Raw genomic sequence first — 20,639 nt, forward strand, 5'->3', positions numbered from 1 at the left:
CACTGAAGTGGAGTGATTTTTTAGTTCTCATATCTCGTATGGATATTATTGTGCTTGTACGTCTCATTTTGGAACTCATACAGTTCCATGGACAACGCGATATACCTCGATTCGAAAATATGCACAAAGTGTCCCTTTATCGTCTGGAACAGATTGTCGCATACCACTTTCTTCTCTTCGTCGGACCGGCCGGGTGCAAGCTTCAAAGTGACATGGACGAAAGCATCATCCTCAGTGCCGTCCGCGACAATATAATCGCTGAGCTCGATCGCCCGTGTCCTGAGTCCGCCGGCCGGTATGATGTCGCTGTGACCGAGCAGTGTCTGATTCACCTTTTCCAGAAGACCGGCAATATCCGCTTCCTTTTTGATGTTATCCGTGTATTCGACATACAGATGCGGCATCCAAGACCTCCCCTATATGATTGTGTTCACGAGGGCCCCGATATGTTCCACTTCCGTAATGACTTCATCACCGGTTTTGACATCCACTGAGCCTTTCGGTGTCCCCGTCAGTATGATATCCCCTTTATTGAGCGTCATGAAACCACTCAGATACTCGATGAGGACAGGGATAGAGAAAATCATGTCCGCAGTCGACCCATCCTGCACAGTCTCCCCGTTAATCTTTGTCGTGAGCCTCAGGTCCATCGGATCTTCCACGTCATCCCGGTCCACGAGCCACGGACCGATCGGTGTCGATGCATCACGGTTCTTGACTCTCAGGTTCGGACGGTAGTAGTTCTCCAGATAGTCCCTGACCGCATAGTCATTGGCGACCGTGTACCCTGCCACATAAGAATAGGCATCCCCCGCCTTCACATTTTTGGCTGACCGGCCGATGACGACTGCAAGTTCACACTCGTAATGCATGAACCCGACATTGTCCGGGCGGGGCGTTGCACCCCTGTGACCGACGAAAGTATTCGGTCCTTTCAGAAATACCAGCGGTTCCTCCGGCACATCTTTGAAAGACAGCTCCGAGGCATGGTCTGCATAATTGAGGCCGAGTGTGAAAACGGTCTCCGGCATCACAGGAGGCAGCCATTCCACCTCCTGCTCCGTCACATTGCGTCCGTCCCCGAGCGTCAGGCCGGAACCGGCGGGTGCAGCATCATGGACCCTGCCCTGGTAGACCACCCTTGCACGCTTCAAAGGCCCTCACCTCCCGAAACCTCATTTTCATCCTTCACTTCATTGGTCAGCCTGCCGATGCCGCTGATGTCAATTTTCACGACATCCCCATTGCCCGCCTGCGGCATCATTTCCGGTGAACCGGCAAGCAGCACATCCCCTTCGTAAAGTGTCATGAATTCCGTGACATCCATGATGAGCTGCTCCACAGTACGCACAAGATTTGAAGTATTATTCTCCTGCCTCAGCACATCATTGATATACACCCTGATATCCAGATTGTTCGGATCGGCTACCTCTGATTGCTCCACAACAAAGGGTCCGATCGGACAGAACCCGTCCCGCGCCTTCTCCTTATAGGCCGGCCGGTAGACACTCTCATGCGGAATGCTCACATCATTTACAATCGTGTAGCCTTCCACGTAATCCAGCGCCCCTTCAGCATCGACCCGCGTCGCCGTGCGGCCTATCACTATGCCGAGTGATGCCCCGATCGTTACAGACCGGCGCTCCTTCGGCATGGGAATGAACCCCCTGTGGGCAACATGAGTGTTGACGGGCTTGATGAAGAGCACCGGCGCTTTCGGCGGTTCCCTGTACGGATGCTTGTGCATCTCCGGTGCCAGGGCATCATAGACTGCCCGGTAATTGAGTGCAGCCCCGTATACCGTGCCGCTGATCGGAACGTCATACAAAAGCTCTGGATTTTCCTCCGCTGTATCGGCTGTCTCCATCATGCGTTTCCCCTGCAGCCTGTACTTTACTCTGACCATGGACCATCCCTCCTATAACTTGCCATAGGTCCTCAGCGTTTCCCTGATTTCTTCCTGGAGTTTTGATGACGGCATCCCCATCGGTTTCCTGAGAACCGGTTCGATCTTTCCCATCATGCCGAGTGCCGCCTTGACCGGTGCCGGATTCGTGTCCTTGAACAGGACATCATTAAGGTTCATCAGTTCGTAGTGCAAATCGAGTGCACGATCCCGGTCGCCCCGCTCCCAGGCATCATGCATTTCGGCCACCTTCCGGGGCTCGACGTTTGCCGTCGCACTGATGGATCCGGCACCGCCGATTGCGAGCATCGGATAGCATAGCAGTTCTATGCCGCTGTACAGCAGGAAATCCCTCCCACAGTTAAGCATCACCCTGTTCACATGTTCAAAATCTTTATTCGACTCTTTGACTCCGACGATGTTCGGGCAGTCCCGGGACAGTCTCGCCATCGTCCCGGCCGTCATATTGAGAGCCGTACGCCCGGGTATGTTATAGATGATGATGGGAATAGCGACTGCATCCGCCACAGTTTTGAAATGGTCGTACAGTGCATCCTGGTTGGGCTTGTTGTAGTAGGGGACGATGACCATCGCTGCATCCGCCCCCATCTCTTCGGCCTTTTTTGTCAGGTACATGGTCTCGTCATGGTTCACTGAACCTGTCCCTGGTGCGAACGGCACCCGGCCTGCGATGGTCTTCATGGCATGTTCCATAATCTGCACCCGCTCCTTCGTTGTCAGTGAACTCGGCTCCCCCGAGGTCCCCGTGACAGAAATGCAGTGTGTTCCATTGTCAAGCTGATATTCAATCAGTCCGGCCTGCCCGTCAAAATCAATGTCCCCATTCTCCTTGAACGGGGTGATGACGGGACAGATCGATCCCCTGAGTTTCTCCTTCACCTTTTCGTAACCTTTTACCACGCTTCATGCCCCCTTCAGATGATTGTATCCGGCTTCTTCTTTTCCAGCAGCGGCTCCTCAAGCGGGATTTTCTCCCCTGTGTGCACATCCAGGAAATCCGACGCCTCTTCGAACCAGCACGGCGGTGCCGCGTGTCCCCAGAATGTCTGGCGCTGCGGATTGTCGAGATCCCATTCAATCGGTTCGAAATCGGAGTCCCCTGTATAGTAGTCCCCGTTGTACAGTTCAATGCGGTGACCGTCCGGATCCCTCAGATACAGAAAGAAGGCATTGGAAAGCCCGTGGCGTCCCGGTCCCCGTTCTATCGAACCGGCATAGCCTTTCGCCGCAAGATAATCGCAGCAGTCGATGATCCCCATCGGATCCTTCAGCCAGAAGCCGATATGGTGCAGCCTGGGCCCCGCACTGTTCATGAAGGCAGCATCGTGGACGCCCGGCTTGCGGTGCAGCCAGGCTGCCCATACATCCCTGTCCCGGGTCGTCGTATACTCAGCGCACCTGAAGCCGAGTCCCCCGGTATAGTAATCGTATGCCTTTTGGACATCGGGCACTGCGATGTTGAAGTGATCGATGCGCTGCACTTTGCCGCCGACATGGAGATCGAAACGCTGAAGCATCCGTTCCGCTTTGTCCATTTCCACATAATATTCAGTCGGAATACCAGACACATCATTGACACGGAGCGCCCTGCCGATACCCTTTTGCACCCCCTTCTCCATCCATTTGACCGCTTTGCCTTTTCCTTTGAAGAACTCTGCAATCCTGTCGAGGTCCTCTTCCCCGTTCATCCGGTAACTGATGACTTCGACCGCTGCCTCCGGTTTCTTTTTGAGCCACAGGCAATGGTGGTTATGATCCTCTATCGCCCGGTAGAAGATGTTTTCATCATCCGATTCCGTCTCTATGAAGCCGAGTGAATCATAGAACTTCCGGGACGCCCCGAGATCCGTGACATGCAGGATCACCCGTCCTGTGCGTTTAATATCAAAATTCATGAATTTCCCCCTCCCTAAAAGAGAACTACCTGCCGAACTGCGGTATGTGATGGTCCCCGACGGCGACATGTATGACCTTTATCTCGGTGTAGAATTCGAACGCATAGAAGCCCCCTTCTCGTCCGATCCCGCTATGCTTGGAGCCGCCGAACGGCGTCCTGAGGTCGCGTACGTTCTGTGCATTGACCCAGAGCATGCCGGAGTCGACAGCCTGTGCCACCCGGTGTCCGCGTTTGATGTCATTCGTCCATACATATCCGGCGAGTCCGTAGCGCACATCATTCGCCTGCTCTATCACTTCATCCTCGTCTTTGAATGTCATCACAGCAATCACCGGGCCGAAAATTTCCTCCTGCACCACGCGCATCGAGTTTTCCGCACCGAGCAGCATGGTCGGCGGCACATAGTTGCCGCGTGCAAACGCCTTTGGCACCTCACCGCTTATGACTTCACACCCCTCCTCTTTGGCGAGTTCGATATATGACTTCACCCGTTCGAAGTGCTCCGTCCGTATCAGAGGACCAACCTGTGTGGCATCATCAAGCGGGTCACCCACTTTAATGTTCATCACACGCCGCTGCAGCTTCATTATGAAATCCCCGGCGATATCCTCGTGCAGATAAAGCCTCGAGTTCGCCGTGCAACGCTCACCATTGAAGGAGAATATCCCCCATGTCGCAGCGTCCAGCGCCCGGTCCAGGTCCGCATCGTCAAAGACGATCATCGGAGATTTCCCGCCGAGTTCCATCGAAAAGCGTTTCAGTGCATCTGCCCCATTCCTCATGATTTCAGAGCCTGTCGTCGTTTCGCCTGTGAATGAAATGAGTTCCACATCCGGATGTTTCACCAGCGCATCGCCAGCCACTTCACCGATGCCGTGGACCACGTTGAATACCCCGTCCGGCAGCCCCGCCATATCTATTATTTCCGCCATGCGGTTTGCTGTGAGCGGCGACCATTCTGCCGGCTTCAGCACCACTGTGTTACCGGTGGCAAGCGCCGGTGCAATCTTCCATGTCTCGAGCATGAACGGGGCATTCCACGGCGTGATGAGCCCTGCAACCCCTACCGGGGAGTGCACAGTATAGTTTATGAATTCATCGTCCACCTGATAAGCTTCACCATACATCTGGCTCTTCACGGTATCTGCGTAAAACCTGAAATTGTTCGCGGATCTCGAGACCTGTTTTCTGGTCTGGCTGATCGGCAGTCCCGTATCCAGCGCCTCGAGTTCCGACAGCTCATCCGTGTACTGTTCAATCAGGTCTCCGATCCTGTAGACATATCCCAGGCGCTCCTGCAGCTTCATCTTCCCCCATTTGCCCAGGAAAGCCGCCTTGGCGGCTTTTGCCGCCCGATCGATGTCAGACGGCTGTCCGGCCGCTATGCTGTTCATCGTTTCGTTCGTATAGGGGCTGATATTATCAAACGTTGCATTTCCTTCCGCATCAGTGAACCGCCCATCGATATACAGCCTTACATCGGACAGGCTGGCAGCGAGTGTTTCATGCTGATCCGCCACATCACCACTTCCTTTCCTTATTCATACATCAATTGAAATTCGGTCTTTTGACGTTCATGCTTTTCAGGAAATCATCCACTTCATTTTTGAGAGGTTCCTTGTCATACTGATCGAAATAGGCCATGCCCATCTTCACAGGATCGCCGAAGAAATAATATTCATAATGCGTCTGGCGCGAGCCGAATGAACTGAGCGTCATATCCCATGCCAGGCGGAACAGCTGCACCCGTTCAAACCCTTCCATGTTCTTGCTCTGCATGGCACGGTTCAGTATGGGGCCGATCTCATCATCCGCAAAATCATCATATGTCGGTATTCCCATCAGTCCGGATGCCCCGAGCACCCTCAGAATCTCAGCCATTCTCGGATATACGCGCGGGAACCAGTTCCGGGCGGCATTCAAGGCCGCGAAATCCGGTGTCATCATCCCCCACTTATCGAGCCTTGCATTATGTTCCGCCCGATAAAGGTGCGATTTCATGTTCTCAAGTGTCAGCATGATCTCCGTCCCCTTGTCCTTCACATGCTGGAATCCGTCGATACCGATCGAATCCATGAGCTTCAATGTAACCCCGAGCAGGAATTCGGTCTTGGCAATATCTTTTGCCACGACCTGGTGCGCCATATGCGTCACTGCATTCGTTTCCTGAAATGCCTGGTTGCACAATGTGGAATCCTCAAGGATGAACACACGGTCCCAGGGAACCAGCACATTATCGAAGGAGACGACTGCATCACCTTCCTCGAACCTCGAAGCTGCCGGGTGATCGTATGCATTCTTCCCCTCGAATGATTCGCGGCTCAAATATTTGAGCCCCTGTGTGTTATTCGGTAACGCAAATGCCAGGGAATATGGATCATCCTTCTCCCCCGCCTTCATCACGGTCGATGGGAAGACGAATATCTCATCCGTTATCCCCGCCTGTGTGGCAAGCAGCCGGATACCGGTGACAACCACTCCATCATCATTCTTCTCCACTACATGCAGTGCCACATTGGCATCCTTCTGCTCCGCCTGTATTTTTGCCCGGTTCACCTGCGGATGGATGAGCGTATGTGTGAGGCTGATATCATTTTCCCTCGCAAATTCCGCATATTTACGGGCATTTTCCGCAAATTCGGGATGATCACCCCGGCCATAGAAATCATACGCCTTTGCCATCGTCATGACTTCCGAATTCAAATAATCCGGTGCCCGGCCCATCATTCCCTTTGTGAAACTCTGCCATTCCATCATCGCTTCGCGCCGTTCAATCAACTGATCCACAGTTTCCGGCACCATGAATGTCTTGCCGACCTTATCCCCTGTGGACGGCGAAGTGTAGAGCATCTTTCCGGGATTTTCATGCTGCATATCATACAGCTTCGCCATCGATGCCACCGCACCTTCGAATGATGGATGAGTAGTGACATCATCCACACGCCTGCCGTGGATATAGACATTATTATCCGCTTTCCTCAGATTCTCGATATATTGCTGGCCGTTCTTCGCCGGCATTGTCATCTCCCCTTTGTTTGAAAACGCTTACATAAGTGTCCAAAAAAATATTGAAACCTATACTTGTATCCTAGCATGAATGCTTATATATTATAAATATATATAATATATCAAAAACCAACATTTCATGTATGTATTATTTGAAAGACAGGTGACACTATGGATATGAGACAGATTCGCCACTTCCGCACAATCGCGGACGAACGGCAGATTACGCGCGCGTCAAAGAAACTGCACATGTCACAGCCACCGCTCAGCCATAGTCTGCAGCTGCTCGAAACTGAAATCGGCGTGACGCTCTTCGAGCGCAGCGGCCGCCGGATGGAACTGACTGAAGCAGGCAGAGTGCTCTATGAAAGGACACAGCACTTCTTCGAATACATGGACGAAACGCTGGCTGAAGTCAGAGAAACGGGCTCAGGCATAAAAGGCATGCTGTCGGCCGGTTGTGTGAAATCCTCATTTGCACTCATTCCCCCGAAGATGAAGGCGTTCCGCGAAGAGTATCCCGGCGTCACTTTCGAACTCAGGGAGGGCGATTCATTCCAGCTTGCCGAACAGCTGAAACAGCGCACAATCGATTTCGCCGTCGTCAGACTGCCGCTTGAGATGGAGGATTTCAACAGCATTCCGCTGCCGGATGAGAAATATACGGCCATCATACCTGAGGCTTGGGCAGGCGTATATGGAGACACCATTGCAATAGAAGATCTCGGGATACTTCCGCTGCTCCTCCTCCGCCGGATCAGCGGTGAAGGACAGTATGAAATCATCATGGATCGTTTTCGGGAAGAACAGGTGACCCCGAACGTCGCAGCAGTCTGCCCCGACGTCGATATGATCCTGGAAATGGTGTCAGAGGAGGTCGGCGCATCCATCATCCCCGAAGCCACACTTCATAAAAACAACCTGACGGGCATAAAGGCCCTGGATATTGCAGACAGGACACTCGTATCAGAATCGGCCATCATATGGCTCAAGGATCGTTATCTTCCGAAAAGCGCTGAACGGTTCATCGGCATGCTGGGTGGCAATACAGAATCAAAACCATAAAAAAGCCGCTTCCCCCGCACCCGGGAAAAGGGCTGATATGCCAGATTATCCGGCTTGTCCGGAAATGCTATTTCATCTTCTCTCTCGCCTGATCCTTCCCTATATGTTGCATGTATGATATAGGCATCTTTACAGAAAACCCCTTTCCACAATCCATCGTGCAGAAAGGGGTATGTCTATGTCATTTCGCCATTTCAAGCGCAACGTACACCATCATCTTCACACCATCGATGAAACCGTCCTCGTCCATGCCGAACTTCGGGTGGTGGTGCGGGTATTCCATGTCCTTCCCGGGGTTTCTCACCCCGATCATTGCATAGGTCGAAGGTACTAGCCTTGAGAACGACGAGAAGTCCTCCCCGCCCATGACGAGCGGAAATTCAAATACTTTGTCACCGAACCTCTCTGTCGCGATCTGCCTCACCTTATCCGTCATCCCGGCATCATTCACGACGGCAGCATAACCAAACTGGAAGTTGAAATCATATGTCGCACCGTACATTTCACAGATATTTTTCACAGCTTTCTCCATTTTTTCCCGGACGAGCAGCCGTGTATCATCATTGATCGTCCGGACACTGCCCGACAGCTCTGCTGTATCCGGAATGATATTCTTTGCGCTCCCGGCATGGAAATTCGTGGTCGAGATGACGACAGAATCGAGCGGCGATGTGATGCGGGATACGATTGCCTGGAACTGGCTGATGATCTGCACGCCGATATTGACCGGATCGACTGTCAGTTCAGGCTGGGAGGCATGGCCGCCGCTGCCCTGGATGATAATTTCGAAACCGTCCGAATTGGAAGTGACCGGCCCGTTGGTGATGCCGATTTTCCCCACGGGCACCGGTGTGAACAAGTGCTGTCCGTATATGAAATCCAGATCATCGAACAGCCCTGTTGCGACCATCTCCTGTGCACCACCGGGAATCAGCTCTTCGGCATGCTGGAATATAAGGTAGACTTCACCATGCAGCCTGCCTGCATTACCGGACAGGATCTTCGCGGCACCCAGCAGTATCGCCGTGTGCCCGTCATGCCCGCATGCATGCATCTTACCGGGAACCTCCGATACGAAATCAATATCCGTCCGCTCTTCCTCTACAGGAAGCGCATCGATATCCGCACGGAGACCGATCTTTTTGCCCGGATGCGCCCCTTTGATGATGCCGAGTACACTGGTCGGTGTCGGACGGCTGATTTCAATGCCATCCATCCCCGCAAGCGCATCTTCGATATATCGACTCGTCCAATGCTCTTCGAATGAAAGCTCGGGATGCCTGTGCAGCGTCCTCCTCCATTCGAAAACGTCAGACATCACATTATCTATCTGTTGATCTATATTCATTTATAACAGGCCTCCAAAAATCATTTTATCCCGGCAGGTGGACCGGCCCCTCAACACCGAGCGGTATGCCGAGCAGATACCATACGATAAGCAGGATTGTCCACGCAAAGAAGAGCACGATCGAATATGGGAGCAGCGTCGACAGCAGTGTACCCAGCCCCGCATTCTTGTCATAACGTTGCGCAAACGCAAGCAGCAACGGCAGGTAAGGCAGCATCGGAGTAATCGGGTTCGTGAATGAATCACCTATGCGGTAGAGCATCTGCGTAAATGCAGGGTCGTAGCCAAGCAGCATGAACATCGGCACGAAGACCGGTGCCAGTATCGCCCATTTTGCCGACGCACTGCCGATCAGCAGGTTGATGAGACCGGCCAGCAGTATGAAACCGATGATCAGCGGGATCCCCGAGGCATTGACAGCTTCAAGTACGTTCGCACCTTTTATGGCTATGATCGGACCGAGGTTGCTCCAGTTGAAATAGGCCAGCATCTGGGCTGCGAAGAACACAAGGACAACATAGCTTCCCATCGTGCCCATCGCATCACCCAGCATGCTGCCGAAATCCCTTGTCGTCTTGATGGTCCCCACTTTCAGACCATAGACGAGTCCGGGAACGAAAAAGAGTATCGTCAGTACGAAAATGATTGAATTCATGAACGGGGAGTCCTGTATTATCGATCCCGTTTCAGGATTCCGGAAAATCGCATTCTCCGGAATAAGGAATACCATGAAGACAAGGAAGGTCAGGACGGCGGAGATGTTGGCCCATCTGAGAGCCGTGATTTCCTCCTTTTTCAACGGCTCCTGGTCGACCGCAGTTTCACCTTCATATGTACCAAGCCTCGGTATCGTAATCTTTTTCGTCACGAAGTAGACGATGAAGAGCAGGAAGAATGTAGCCACTGCTGTGAAATAGTAGTTCATCAATATGTTGCCGGAGTATTCCGGGTCGATCAGCTGGGCAGCCGGCTCGGTAAATGCTATCGCCAGCGCCTCTGTCATCCCCGGAACCACATTCGCGGCGAATGCCCCAAGAGAGGCGGCGTACGCCATGACCAGTCCTACGAATGGATGATAGCCGAGCTTCATCACAACCATCGCCGCAAGCGGCGGCAGTATGATCGGTGCTGCATCACCCGCTACATTGCCGATGATGCCGACCAGGATGATGGCAGGCAGTATGAGCTTCTGCGGAGACACTTCTATGGCGCGTTTCATAGCCGTTTCAAAGTATCCCGATTTCTCGGCGATGCCGATACCGATCATCACGACCAGCACCATGCCGAGGGGCGGGAATTCGCTGAAGTTCGTGATCGCCTCGGTAAAGATACGTACAATCCCTTCACCATTGAGCAGGTTCACCGCCTGGATGGTTTCATCATCCGCCGGGTTGACCGCCTCCCATTTCATCATGCCGCCGATGAAAGACGCCCCGAGTATCGTGAACATCAGGATGATGAAAAGTACGATCGGATCAGGCAGTTTATTACCCACCCGCTCAATGACATCAAGAAAGCGATTGAATATCCCTTTCTTTTCACTTTTGTTTTCCATGTGCACCTTCCTCTTTGTTACAATTTTCTAATTATTAGACCATTATTCCAAATTGCCCGGAAAAGCACAAGGTATATTTCTAAACTGACAATAAAAAAATCCCCCCTTACACACATCCGGTATAAAAGGAGACTATGGGCCTGTTCAGGCCTCTTTAAATTTTCGTACCGTCTCAGCAAATCCGTCCAGCATTCCCCGCTTCCCGGAATCTCTGGGCCAGATGAAATCCGTCGAGATATCATTGTAGTGCCTGGGAATATCATAACTGTAGAGCGCGCCTGTCTCAATGAGTTCAGAAACGCTCGCTTCCGGCACCAGGCTTATGCCGAGTCCTGCCCTTACACTGCCGAGTATCGTTTCCATCGTTCCGAATTCCTTCACTTGCGTCTTCTCTACCCCCGAGTCAAGCAGCCATTCCTCCAGCTTCGCCCTGTAGCTGCAGCCTTTTTTGAAAACAAGCATGGGTTTCTGTTTTAGATCTGCCACCGTAATTTCCGGTGCATTCGATATCAGCACCAATCTCTCCCTCAATATTTCCATCTTGTTGATTTTCGGGTGATGGGTGAAATCAGCAACAAACGCACAGTCGATATCCCTGTCCATGATCTGGCGGGTGATGTTTTTTGTCACGTCTGTATAAACGGATATGTTAACCTCAGGATTGCAGAGCTGGTATGCCGTCAATATTTCCGGGAGTCTGGTGATGGTCTCGACAGTCCCCACTGTGACGCTCCCTTTTTGCGACCCGTCATCAAAGTCCTCGTGCAGAGCATCGACGCGGGCAAGTATACCATCAGCATGTTTCAGCAGTTTTTCACCGTCCGGACTCAGCACCGTGCCCCGGGCAGTACGCAGAAGCAGCTCTGCATCAAGTTCCGCCTCCAGTGCCTTCATCCGCGTTGTAATATAGGATTGTACAAAATTCAGTTCTGCGGCCGCCCTGCTGATACTGCCCTCAGCAGCCACGCTTTTTAATATCCGAAGGTCCTTGAGCTCCATCGTATCCCCTCTCCCTGATTCTACTGTCATCTTGGTTCAGGTCAGTATACAGTAATATTTCACAGGAACACAATGGAAAGGCTCTGCTTCCAGTGGATGTCATATGCCGATGTTATCCGGGTGCAGAGCCTGTCGTCCGGCTGAAAACGAGGAGATGTCCCGGCCGGCTTCGCCTTCTGTCACAAGATCACTCAGAATTTCCCCCACCACACTGGAAAATTTGTAGCCATGCCCGGAAAAACCTGCGGCAATTGCAACATGGCCATATTCGGGGTGCAGATCGATGACGAAGTTTTCATCAGGGGTATTGGTGAACATGCAGGTCTTTCCGACATTCAGTTTCCCGTTCGCCTGTGGCATATATTCACCGAGAAAATATCGGAGATCCGCCTCATCTTCCCCATATGCGCCGAATTCACGGTTCATATATTCCGGTGCACCGTCCACACCGTTATCAAAGCGTCCGACTTTAAGGCCGGCCCCTTCAATGCTCGGGAATCCGTAAAATGTCCCGTCCGGCATATCACATATGAACCCGGGGAATTTATCGGATGCATAAAGGCTGTCATCTGAGTCGAACCAGCCGATGACACGTCTGCTCGGCTGTATCGCAATATCCAGTTTCAGGTCGGAAAGGATCTTTTTATTCCACGCGCCGGCAGTGATGATGAGTTTGTCAGCAGTGAACATGCCGTCCCGGGCTGTGATGCGTACAGAATCCGCTTTGACATCAATCGACGTCACCGGTGAATCCGTCATGAGTTCCGCACCGTTCTCAAGCGCAAGACGGCGGAACGCCCGGATGCAGTTCCCGGCAAACAGCACCCCCGCAGCCGGCTCATAGCAGCCGATATTATTCCCCGGCAGTGTAATGCCTGGCCAGCGTGCCATGATCTCATCCGCTGACAGTGCCTCGATGTCCATCTCATACCTGCGGCCGGACTCAATAGCCTGTTCCACAAACTCAGACCCCTTTTTGCCGAACGTCAGAATGCCCGTCTTCCGGAAGAGCGTTTCGGATGTTTTTCCCTGCAGTTCATCCCAAAGCTCCTGTGACCTCAGACCAAGTGGTGCGTACTCGGGCCCTTCACCGCATGCATGGCGGATGATGCGCGTATCGCCGCTGTGACTCCCGTTCTCATGCGGCGGATCGAACGCATCGATCATCAGCGTCCTGACACCCTTTTGTGACAGATAATATCCCGCTGCCATGCCCATCGCCCCTGCACCGACAACAATTACCTCATAATGGTTATTCATGCTATCTCCCCTTCCATTTCATCTGTTTAATGAAATCATACTCCATATGGGCGCGAGATGTAAAATTACCATTCAAGATGGGAGGCATCTCAATTTGAGATGGGGGATCAATCTTTAAAATACCACTTCCAGAGTGACAGGCTTACGGCCAAAAGTGAAAATATGGAGCCGTAAAGCCATATGGTCAGCATTTCGTTTACAAACATCATACGCCTCCTTCCTCTGCATGAGCCCTGCCGCCAGCCAGGCGGATGGCCCACGTGGCGATATTGATTGTGGCGATGCCGACGAATGTAGCCACTGCCCCTGCTGTCATCGTGCTCGGTATCAGTCCCGTGAAGTAGAGCAGCAGATATGACCCCAGGCCGCAGAACATGGACAGTTCGGCCGCTTTTGCCGGCGCCCTCCTTTTTGCGTATACCGCCTGCAGTATCGGCCCCATTGTCCCGGCTGCAATGCCGGATATGCCGACCCACATGACATCACCCATATACTTCGGCGGTTCAAGGACAAGCAGGAATGCAAGAAGTCCGATTACGGGCACTGTCATCCTGCTGATCCTGAAGGCAATCTTCCGGGCTTTGTCATCACTCACCTTCACGATGTTCCGTCTGACCAGGAATTTCAGGAAAATGTCGTTGGCGAATACGGTTGATATGGACACGAATATCCCGTCTGTCGTGGACATTGCCGCTGCGAGTATCACCACACCGAACATGGCTGCGAAAATGGCAGGAAATGCCCATATGATATAATCCATAAGCGCAAGGTCGACAGCAGCTGCGGAATCGCCGAGTGCCGCCCTGCTGTAGAGCCCGCCGAACAATACAAGGACGCACAGGGTGGCGACTGCCACATAGGTCGCTATCATTTTCCCCAGGTCCTTCTCATTCCTGAGACCGAGCACTTTGTTGAACAGGTGCGGGGCGGATGCGAACGCCCATTGGATCGTGATGGCGCCAACCACCGCACCGAGGGAATAGAAGTGCAGTGACTCCGGATTGAAGACGGCGATGAGGTTTTCATTCTGGCCGGCAAGGTTGGCTGAAATCCCCGAAAATGTACCGGTGATGCTGCCCTTCCAGAAGATGGCTATACCGGAGGCGAAGACGGCAATCCCGGCAACGGCCATGATGGCCGCCTGGATGGCATCCGTGTAGATGTCCGCAATGGCTCCCCCTGCAAACACATATACGACAACGACTGCGGTGATGAAGATGAGCCCGCCGGTATAGGACATGCCGAGAAGATATTCAAAGATCTTGGCACCGGCGACGAACTGTGCGGCGATATAGAATATATTGAACAGCAGTATGAGGGCTGTGCCGACACGCAGCACATCGCTCTGGTAGAAGTCCCCCCAGCCAGTCGGGAAGGGATATGGATTTCTGTGTCGTATTGAGCTTTCTGATCTTCTTGGCGACCATCAGGACACCGGCCGGTCCGCCGAATATTATTGCGATAAACAGCCACAGGTTTGAAAACCCCCATTCATACGACCATCCCGGGTAACCCAGGAACGTTGCAGCGCTCAGATAGGTTGCTGCAAATGACAAACCGAGTACATACGGTCCCAGCTTCCCGCCGCCTGTGGCAAAATCCGCGATGGTTTTCATCCTGCGGGCACTCAGGTAGCCGACCACAAGCATCAGCAGAAGAAACGCGATAAAACCTATCCATGTATATAACGTAATCTGTTCCATATGATCCCCCTTTCCGTCATGTCAATTCTGAAGCCGTACTTCCCGCTCTGGCCGGATGGTTGTCCGGAATATGATTCCTTCCTCTGCCAAACATGTTTTCACGGAGAGTCTTTCCTTCATATTCCAGCCGGTAGATGCCGCGCTCCTGCAGCTCGGGGACGACATGATCGACGAACTCCCGGAAGGTTCCCGGCGAATAGCTTTGTGCAATATTAAAACCGTCCGCTCCGCCCCGCACTGCCCAGTCTTCCATCATGTCCGCAATCGTTTCCGGCGTGCCGATGAATTTGACGGTACCGTTGCCGAGACCATGATTTTTGACCGCTTCACGAAGCGTCCATTTCCTGTCTGGGTCTTTTGTATACATATCCAGGTTGCCCTGCACGGCTTCCGTCTCAATATCCTCGATATACTGGTCCGGGTCGTAGCCTGAAAAATCTATGCCGGTGTGCCCTGAGAGAAGTGCCGCCGTCCCTTCATAACTCACATTTTCCTGAAGTTCCTCATATTTGGCGTAAGCGGCTTCTTCCGTCGCTCCGATTATCGGGAGTATCATCGGGAATACCTTCACATCATCCGCATTCCTCCCCTGGGCAACCACACGTTCCCGCAAATCTTCAGTATAGGATGCCAGTGCCTCGAGCGAATGGTTTTTCGTAAACACCGCCTCGGCATGCCTCGCGGCGAAATCCCGGCCGCGCGGAGAAGCACCCGCCTGGAATATGACCGGCGTCCTCTGCGGGGATGGTTCGACAAGATGCGGTCCGGGCACATTGAAAAATCTCCCTTCGTGATTGATCCTGTGCACCTTCTCTGGATCGGCAAACGCATCGTGCTCCCTGTCATGTAAAACCGCACCGTCATCCCAGCTTTCTTCCCAGAGCCTGTAGACCACTTTCAGGAACTCGTCCGCCCTGTCATACCGCATCGCTTTGGGCAGACGTTCAGTCAGACCCAGATTCACCGCCTCACTATCGAGATATGAAGTGACAACATTCCATGCCAGACGCCCTTCCGTCAGGTGATCGAGTGTCGACAATTGACGGGCCAATGAGTAGGGCTGTGCATAGGTCGTTGACACCGTCGGGGCGAATCCCAGATGTGCTGTTGCCGCAGCCATTGCCGGAATGACAAGCAGTGGATCGTGGGCTGGCAGCTGCACAGCATGTTTCGCAGCCGGCCCGTGCGTACCTCCGTAGACACTGTAGGCACCGAGCACATCCGCTATGAACATCGCATCAAATTTCCCGCGTTCAAGCGTCTCGGCAGCATCTATCCAGTAATCCAGCCTGTTGTGCTCCCTCCCTTTATCCTTGTCATGTTTCCATAATCCTGTCGAATGTGGCGAAGGCGAGTTCTGGATGAATCCGTTAAGGTGAATCTTCTTTTTTGTCATCATAAATCCTCCCGTCAAAAGTTCATGGATAAAAAAAGCCCTCTTTCAATGGATAGAAAGAAGGCTGAGTTATAATATTCCCCGATCTCCTCCTATCTTCTAGCGATACGCTACTGGAATTGGCACAGTTCTTAGAAAGTCTGCTGCCGAAGCTTCAAAGGGCCAGTCCCTCCGCTTCTCTGGATAAGAAAATTCTGAAATATTAAGTTGTTCCGCTTAATATATATCATCACGGGTGCATGTGTCAATTAATTTATAGTAATTTAGTAAGATATATTTTCATCCTCTGCATGTTACCATGTACATAAACGAAAGGGGTGAAAAATATGCTCTCTCAAATCTCTCCCCATGTCCACATCCTGCCCTTCGAGGAAAAACGTGACAGGCCGAACCTCGGATATATCCACGGTGAGGACTACAGCATGCTGATTGATGCAGGCAACTCACCTGCGCATCTGAAGACGATGCTTGAAGCAGTCAGTGCGTCCGCTCTCCCTCCCCCTGAGACTGTTCTCATCACCCATTGGCACTGGGATCATACTTTTGCGATGCACGCGTTCCCTGGACTGACCGTTGCCCATGCCAAGACAGACAGTATACTCGGCACACTGACAGAATGGGAATGGACAGAGGAAGCTATGGCTGAACGCCTCCGTACCGGTGAGGAATGTGAATTCTGTGATACCCATATCAAGATTGAATATGGAGACATCGCACAGATCAAAGTCGTGCAGGCGGACATTGTCTTCGACGGCAGTGCCACCTTCAACCTGGGCGGTGTCACCGTGGAAGCAACCCCTATCACAAACCCGCATTCAGATGACGGCATCGTCGCTTTCATCAGGGAAGACAGAGTGCTGTTTGCAGGTGATGCCGACACAGGCGACTTCTATAAACTGAACGGCGGCTACAATCCGCAGCATTTCCACCATTACATCAATGAAGTCGATCAGATAGGATATGACACATATATTCACGGCCACCTCGAGCCAATGTCACGGGAAGAGACCAATGCTCTGCGCAGACAGATAGAGGCAGAAGCACTTTAGCAGTATGGATTTCTTCAATACTCCTCTATACTTTGGAGAACAGAGGTGCTTATGGTACACTCATCACCATACTTAATTCACTGAAAAATGGGAGCGATTTTTCCGATGAATCCAATCAGTCAACTTCTGGACGATAACGTCAAACTTGCATTATTGCTTGTCTTTGCTGTGCATCTGGCGGCCATTGTCGTAATGGTGCTGATGCAGCATCATTTCCATAACGAGGAGATCAATATTCTCGTGAGCGGCGCTGTTGCCAGAGATGAGAATTATGAACTCGTGATCCACAATGAACTGACGAAGGCGTACAGTTTCAAGACGAAATGACCAAAAAGCGGGGACTGGATTTTACAGTCCCCGCTTCCATATATATTATCATCTTGCTTATCTGCGTTTCTGATGCCCTTTGGACAATAAGCCCCCGCATTTACATCTATCCAGCCGGTTTCCGCTTACTTCCTGCGGAAAGTCTCTGCAAAACTCAATGTGTTCAGACCAAAGAATTTAAGTGCATTTTTGCTTCCTTCATAACCGTGCCCGGCTTTATAGTGTTTGAAGATTGCCACACCCAGTACAGTGTTGATCATCACTGTCCCGATCCTTGTGAATGTCTTGCCCAGGAATGAAACGAACAGGAATGCCGAACCGATCGTCTCAAGATATCCCGCAACCTTCATCTGGTTGCTGTCCACCTTGAATTCACTTTCAAATTCTTCCCCCATCTGTCCGTCATTCTTTACTTTGGCGAGCCCGCCGTCGAACATGCTTTTACCTACATAGGCATTCAATAAATATTGGATCATATCAATATACTCCTCTTTATATAAATTTTTGCGTCTCTGCTATTACCGGTTTTTCTGCTGATATTACTTGTTCAGCCAATGTTTAGCTTCCAGAGCCACTTCCTGTGTCAGGCTGTGACCGTTCACCCATGCAGTCGTCACATCAGCGCCTCCACCTTCGAAGAGGCTGACGACCCTCTCACTCTCAGATTCGGGGACGATCGGGTCGCCCTTGCCGAGTGACAGGAATACGTCCGTTTCACTGAAGTCCCGCTTTTCTTTTACATCAGCCGGATAGAGCGGTGCGAACAATGCCGCCTTCCTGAATGTTCCAGGCTGCTTGAGCATCATCTGTATCGCAATGTTCGAACCGTTGGAGAATCCGACGAATACGACATCTTCCAACTCGAAATCATATTCACGTGATTTCCGGACGATGAAGTCATAAAGTTCGTCTCCGCGGAAATCAAGATCCTCCCAGTCATACTGACCTTCACCATGGCGTTTGAAGTAGCGGTTCATCCCGTTTTCCTGCACATTCCCCCGGATTCCCAGGATGTTGTACCCGGGATTCAGCAGTTCAGCGAGCGGAATGAGATCATTTTCCGTTCCTCCAGTGCCATGCAGCAGTACGAATACCGGTGCACCTTTTTCCTTTTCTTTATAAATATGTTCCATTAATCACACTCCCCATTCATTGGTTATTCAGGACGGTCCATATATTACAGCTCCAGCTCCGGCAGCGAGCGTTCATATTCCCGACGCCTGTGCTCGTATTGTTCCGGCAGCTTCAATGCCGAGCCGAGTGACTCCATATCTTCGTCGGCTGTGAAGCCGGGACCGTCCGTTGCGAACTCGAATACGACATTGCCGGGTTCTCCGAGGTATATGGATTCGAAGTAGTTCCTGTCCTTGATCACTGTGACAACGAACCCTTCCCCTCTCAGGGCGGACTGCCATGATCCAAGTGTTTCACGGTCCGGCACGGACCATGCGATGTGATGGACAGTGCTGATGCCAAAGCGGCCCGGTGTCATCGGCGGGATGGCCGTAATGATGCGGTGCCGCTCTTCCCCGGCTGTTTCAAAGTGCTGGTTCTGTCCTTTGGCATCAAGAGATTTCAGTCCCATCTTTTTGGCCAGGAGTTCTTTCGTCCCTTCCGGGTTGCCCGACAACAGCACCGCACCGTGGAAACCAAGGATCTTATCAGCATCAGAAGCCCCGCTGCCTTCGACGATGGCGAGCTCTAGACCGTGTACATCATCGAACTCGAGGGTGTCACTGCCAAAGAGCCGGGTCACTTTCGTCTCAATGCCGTGACCGTCCAGATGCCCTTTCCAGGAACTCAGGCTGCCTTTTGGCACTCTGAAGGCGATTCTGCCGACCTGGCCGCTCCCTTTGCGGCCATAATTGTCATTAGGCCATGGGAAGAATGTGATGACCGTGCCCGGTGTTGCATCACGATCGGCAAAATACAGGTGGTAGACGCCCGGATCATCAAAATTGACGGTCTGCTTGATCAGTCTGAGACCGAGCACATCACGATAGAATTTAAGGTTTTCATTCGGATCGCCGACGATTGCCGTGATGTGGTGGATCCTTTTGATTGCTTCCATATTGATCTACCTCCCAGATTTTATGAGCGTTTCGTGTCGAATGGACGGATCTCCGCTTCGATATATTCACGTTTCGGCTCAAGGAACGGCGGCAGTGCAAGACTCTCGCCGAGTGTTTCATAAGGCTCATCATCCATGAATCCCGGGCCGTCTGTAGAGACTTCGATGAGGATGTGGCCGACACGCGTATAGAGGGCTTCGAAGTAGAAGCGGTCCACATTGCCGGAATGTCCCATGCCGATTTCGTCATACTTCGCTTCCCACTGCTTGATTGCGTCGTGGTCTTTCACCCTGAATGATACGTGGTGCACTTGACCATAACCCTGGCGGCCGGCAGTCCTTTCGTCCTTCCTCAGGATGACCTGGCCGCCGTTGCCGCCTTCACCGACATTGAAGACTGTCACATCCTCTTCCTCTATGACCGGTTTCATGCCGAATATATCCGTCAGCACTTTCTGGAAATCCTCGAAATAGCTGACTGTAATCTCGATCGGACCAAGACCATATATCGCCTTGTCTTCCGGCACCGGACCATCCCTCCAGGGTTTCCCCGGTGCAACACCTTCGTTGTTCTCATCGGAGAACAGCTGGTATCTCTGTCCGTCAGATTCCTCGAAAGGAAGCACCTTTTTGCCAAAAAGCTCCTGGATACCGTCATGCTTCACGCCAAATTCTTCGAAACGTTCTCTGTAGTATTCAAGTGCGGAATCATCCGGCACTCTGAGACCCGTCCTTGAAATCGAGTTCGTTCCCGGCGCACCTTTCGGATTGTCCGGAAAGTCGAAGAATGTCATATCCGTACCGGGCGAGCCCACATCATCCGCGAAGAATGTATGATATGTGTGGATGTCATCCTGGTTGACCGTCTTCTTGACCAGTCTCATTCCGAGTACATTTGTAAAGAAATCATAGTTTCTCATTGCGTTGTCCGTCATTGCTGTAACGTGGTGGATTCCAAGCAGTTCATTTTCCATTGATAAAAACTCCTTTGTAATTCTTGCCCGGTTATCTCGAATTCAAGATAATGATTTTTATA

At 51.9% G+C, this 20,639-nt stretch carries 21 protein-coding genes and 1 riboswitch; of the genes, 3 read left to right on the forward strand and 18 right to left on the reverse strand.

Features of this window, described 5'->3' with window-relative positions; translation table 11 throughout:
* Positions 1-20 precede the first annotated feature (20 nt).
* The 7 genes from C792_RS0112300 to hpaB are packed head-to-tail and all read right to left on the reverse strand — an operon-like array spanning position 21 to position 6,842.
* Positions 21-404 carry a 5-carboxymethyl-2-hydroxymuconate Delta-isomerase gene (locus tag C792_RS0112300; RefSeq protein WP_017549756.1) on the reverse strand — a complete coding sequence of 128 codons (384 nt, stop codon included), beginning with the start codon at positions 402-404 and terminating at the stop codon, positions 21-23.
* 12 nt (positions 405-416) lie between these two features.
* Positions 417-1,154 (reverse strand): fumarylacetoacetate hydrolase family protein, encoded by a 738-nt coding sequence (locus C792_RS0112305; protein WP_017549757.1) that lies wholly within the window; start codon positions 1,152-1,154, stop codon positions 417-419.
* Positions 1,151-1,906: a fumarylacetoacetate hydrolase family protein gene (locus tag C792_RS0112310; RefSeq protein WP_017549758.1), complete on the reverse strand. Its 756-nt coding sequence runs from the start codon at positions 1,904-1,906 to the stop codon at positions 1,151-1,153. Before C792_RS0112310 ends, C792_RS0112305 begins: the two co-directional genes overlap by 4 nt.
* A 12-nt stretch (positions 1,907-1,918) precedes the next feature.
* Positions 1,919-2,827 carry a 2,4-dihydroxyhept-2-ene-1,7-dioic acid aldolase gene (hpaI, locus tag C792_RS0112315; protein WP_017549759.1) on the reverse strand — a complete coding sequence of 303 codons (909 nt, stop codon included), beginning with the start codon at positions 2,825-2,827 and terminating at the stop codon, positions 1,919-1,921.
* Positions 2,828-2,841: 14 nt separating this feature from the next.
* The gene (gene hpaD / locus C792_RS0112320; protein WP_017549760.1) at positions 2,842-3,822 is read right to left on the reverse strand and encodes a 3,4-dihydroxyphenylacetate 2,3-dioxygenase; all 981 of its coding nucleotides are present in this window, start codon (positions 3,820-3,822) and stop codon (positions 2,842-2,844) included.
* Positions 3,823-3,847: 25 nt separating this feature from the next.
* Positions 3,848-5,344, reverse strand: coding sequence for a 5-carboxymethyl-2-hydroxymuconate semialdehyde dehydrogenase (gene hpaE / locus C792_RS0112325; RefSeq protein ID WP_017549761.1), 1,497 nt, complete (start codon positions 5,342-5,344; stop codon positions 3,848-3,850).
* Positions 5,345-5,372: 28 nt separating this feature from the next.
* Complete coding sequence (gene hpaB / locus C792_RS0112330) at positions 5,373-6,842, reverse strand: 4-hydroxyphenylacetate 3-monooxygenase, oxygenase component (protein ID WP_017549762.1); 1,470 nt, start codon at positions 6,840-6,842, stop codon at positions 5,373-5,375.
* A gap of 165 nt (positions 6,843-7,007) precedes the next feature.
* Here hpaB and C792_RS0112335 point away from each other — a divergent pair, with 165 nt between their 5' ends.
* Entirely contained in the window at positions 7,008-7,895 is an 888-nt protein-coding gene (locus tag C792_RS0112335; RefSeq protein ID WP_245537545.1) for a LysR family transcriptional regulator, read from the forward strand.
* A 181-nt stretch (positions 7,896-8,076) separates the two neighbouring features.
* On the opposite strand, the gene C792_RS0112340 is transcribed toward C792_RS0112335, so the two are convergent.
* From C792_RS0112340 to C792_RS0112370, 7 genes are all read right to left on the reverse strand, one after another.
* On the reverse strand, positions 8,077-9,243 hold the full coding sequence (locus C792_RS0112340) for a M20 metallopeptidase family protein (RefSeq protein WP_017549764.1): 1,167 nt from the start codon (positions 9,241-9,243) through the stop codon (positions 8,077-8,079).
* A gap of 25 nt (positions 9,244-9,268) precedes the next feature.
* Complete coding sequence (locus C792_RS0112345; protein ID WP_017549765.1) at positions 9,269-10,798, reverse strand: AbgT family transporter; 1,530 nt, start codon at positions 10,796-10,798, stop codon at positions 9,269-9,271.
* Positions 10,799-10,942: 144 nt separating this feature from the next.
* Positions 10,943-11,797 carry a LysR family transcriptional regulator gene (locus tag C792_RS0112350; protein ID WP_017549766.1) on the reverse strand — a complete coding sequence of 285 codons (855 nt, stop codon included), beginning with the start codon at positions 11,795-11,797 and terminating at the stop codon, positions 10,943-10,945.
* A 99-nt stretch (positions 11,798-11,896) separates the two neighbouring features.
* Positions 11,897-13,057 (reverse strand): N-methyl-L-tryptophan oxidase, encoded by a 1,161-nt coding sequence (gene solA / locus C792_RS0112355; protein ID WP_017549767.1) that lies wholly within the window; start codon positions 13,055-13,057, stop codon positions 11,897-11,899.
* Between the two features lie 205 nt (positions 13,058-13,262).
* Positions 13,263-14,396 carry a sodium:solute symporter family transporter gene (locus C792_RS14520; RefSeq protein ID WP_017549769.1) on the reverse strand — a complete coding sequence of 378 codons (1,134 nt, stop codon included), beginning with the start codon at positions 14,394-14,396 and terminating at the stop codon, positions 13,263-13,265.
* The gene (locus C792_RS15120; RefSeq protein ID WP_281166641.1) at positions 14,311-14,760 is read right to left on the reverse strand and encodes a sodium:solute symporter family transporter; all 450 of its coding nucleotides are present in this window, start codon (positions 14,758-14,760) and stop codon (positions 14,311-14,313) included. Before C792_RS15120 ends, C792_RS14520 begins: the two co-directional genes overlap by 86 nt.
* 16 nt (positions 14,761-14,776) lie before the next feature.
* Positions 14,777-16,156, reverse strand: a complete 1,380-nt coding sequence (locus tag C792_RS0112370) for an LLM class flavin-dependent oxidoreductase (protein WP_017549771.1) — start codon at positions 16,154-16,156, stop codon at positions 14,777-14,779.
* Between the two features lie 89 nt (positions 16,157-16,245).
* Positions 16,246-16,346, reverse strand: a riboswitch (SAM riboswitch).
* Positions 16,347-16,482: 136 nt separating this feature from the next.
* Here C792_RS0112370 and C792_RS0112375 point away from each other — a divergent pair.
* Positions 16,483-17,205, forward strand: a complete 723-nt coding sequence (locus tag C792_RS0112375) for an MBL fold metallo-hydrolase (protein WP_017549772.1) — start codon at positions 16,483-16,485, stop codon at positions 17,203-17,205.
* A 105-nt stretch (positions 17,206-17,310) separates the two neighbouring features.
* Positions 17,311-17,532, forward strand: coding sequence for a hypothetical protein (locus tag C792_RS0112380; protein WP_017549773.1), 222 nt, complete (start codon positions 17,311-17,313; stop codon positions 17,530-17,532).
* Between the two features lie 125 nt (positions 17,533-17,657).
* Here the strand turns inward: C792_RS0112380 and C792_RS0112385 are convergent, their stop codons facing one another.
* The 4 genes from C792_RS0112385 to mhqE all read right to left on the reverse strand — a co-directional run bounded on the left by C792_RS0112385 (position 17,658) and on the right by mhqE (position 20,577).
* Positions 17,658-18,008: a hypothetical protein gene (locus tag C792_RS0112385; protein WP_017549774.1), complete on the reverse strand. Its 351-nt coding sequence runs from the start codon at positions 18,006-18,008 to the stop codon at positions 17,658-17,660.
* Positions 18,009-18,071: 63 nt separating this feature from the next.
* Positions 18,072-18,665, reverse strand: a complete 594-nt coding sequence (locus C792_RS0112390; protein WP_017549775.1) for an alpha/beta hydrolase — start codon at positions 18,663-18,665, stop codon at positions 18,072-18,074.
* A 44-nt stretch (positions 18,666-18,709) separates the two neighbouring features.
* Positions 18,710-19,603: a VOC family protein gene (locus C792_RS0112395; RefSeq protein ID WP_017549776.1), complete on the reverse strand. Its 894-nt coding sequence runs from the start codon at positions 19,601-19,603 to the stop codon at positions 18,710-18,712.
* Between the two features lie 20 nt (positions 19,604-19,623).
* A complete protein-coding gene (gene mhqE, locus C792_RS0112400) occupies positions 19,624-20,577 on the reverse strand; it encodes a ring-cleaving dioxygenase MhqE (protein WP_017549777.1) in 954 nt (317 codons plus the stop codon).
* Positions 20,578-20,639: the final 62 nt, after the last annotated feature.

The organism is Salinicoccus carnicancri Crm, assembly GCF_000330705.1.
In the GTDB taxonomy this organism is placed as follows: domain Bacteria; phylum Bacillota; class Bacilli; order Staphylococcales; family Salinicoccaceae; genus Salinicoccus; species Salinicoccus carnicancri.

Coding starts and splice junctions, on each gene's coding strand:
- C792_RS0112300 (WP_017549756.1), bottom strand. CDS start 404: ATGCCGCATCTGTATGTCGAATACACGGATAACATCAAAAAGGAAGCG.
- C792_RS0112310 (WP_017549758.1), bottom strand. CDS start 1,906: ATGGTCAGAGTAAAGTACAGGCTGCAGGGGAAACGCATGATGGAGACA.
- hpaD (WP_017549760.1), bottom strand. CDS start 3,822: ATGAATTTTGATATTAAACGCACAGGACGGGTGATCCTGCATGTCACG.
- hpaB (WP_017549762.1), bottom strand. CDS start 6,842: ATGCCGGCGAAGAACGGCCAGCAATATATCGAGAATCTGAGGAAAGCG.
- C792_RS0112335 (WP_245537545.1), top strand. CDS start 7,008: ATGAGACAGATTCGCCACTTCCGCACAATCGCGGACGAACGGCAGATT.
- C792_RS0112340 (WP_017549764.1), bottom strand. CDS start 9,243: ATGAATATAGATCAACAGATAGATAATGTGATGTCTGACGTTTTCGAA.
- C792_RS0112345 (WP_017549765.1), bottom strand. CDS start 10,798: ATGGAAAACAAAAGTGAAAAGAAAGGGATATTCAATCGCTTTCTTGAT.
- C792_RS0112350 (WP_017549766.1), bottom strand. CDS start 11,797: ATGGAGCTCAAGGACCTTCGGATATTAAAAAGCGTGGCTGCTGAGGGC.
- solA (WP_017549767.1), bottom strand. CDS start 13,057: ATGAATAACCATTATGAGGTAATTGTTGTCGGTGCAGGGGCGATGGGC.
- C792_RS15120 (WP_281166641.1), bottom strand. CDS start 14,760: ATGGAACAGATTACGTTATATACATGGATAGGTTTTATCGCGTTTCTT.
- C792_RS0112370 (WP_017549771.1), bottom strand. CDS start 16,156: ATGACAAAAAAGAAGATTCACCTTAACGGATTCATCCAGAACTCGCCT.
- C792_RS0112375 (WP_017549772.1), top strand. CDS start 16,483: ATGCTCTCTCAAATCTCTCCCCATGTCCACATCCTGCCCTTCGAGGAA.
- C792_RS0112380 (WP_017549773.1), top strand. CDS start 17,311: ATGAATCCAATCAGTCAACTTCTGGACGATAACGTCAAACTTGCATTA.
- C792_RS0112385 (WP_017549774.1), bottom strand. CDS start 18,008: ATGATCCAATATTTATTGAATGCCTATGTAGGTAAAAGCATGTTCGAC.
- C792_RS0112390 (WP_017549775.1), bottom strand. CDS start 18,665: ATGGAACATATTTATAAAGAAAAGGAAAAAGGTGCACCGGTATTCGTA.
- C792_RS0112395 (WP_017549776.1), bottom strand. CDS start 19,603: ATGGAAGCAATCAAAAGGATCCACCACATCACGGCAATCGTCGGCGAT.
- mhqE (WP_017549777.1), bottom strand. CDS start 20,577: ATGGAAAATGAACTGCTTGGAATCCACCACGTTACAGCAATGACGGAC.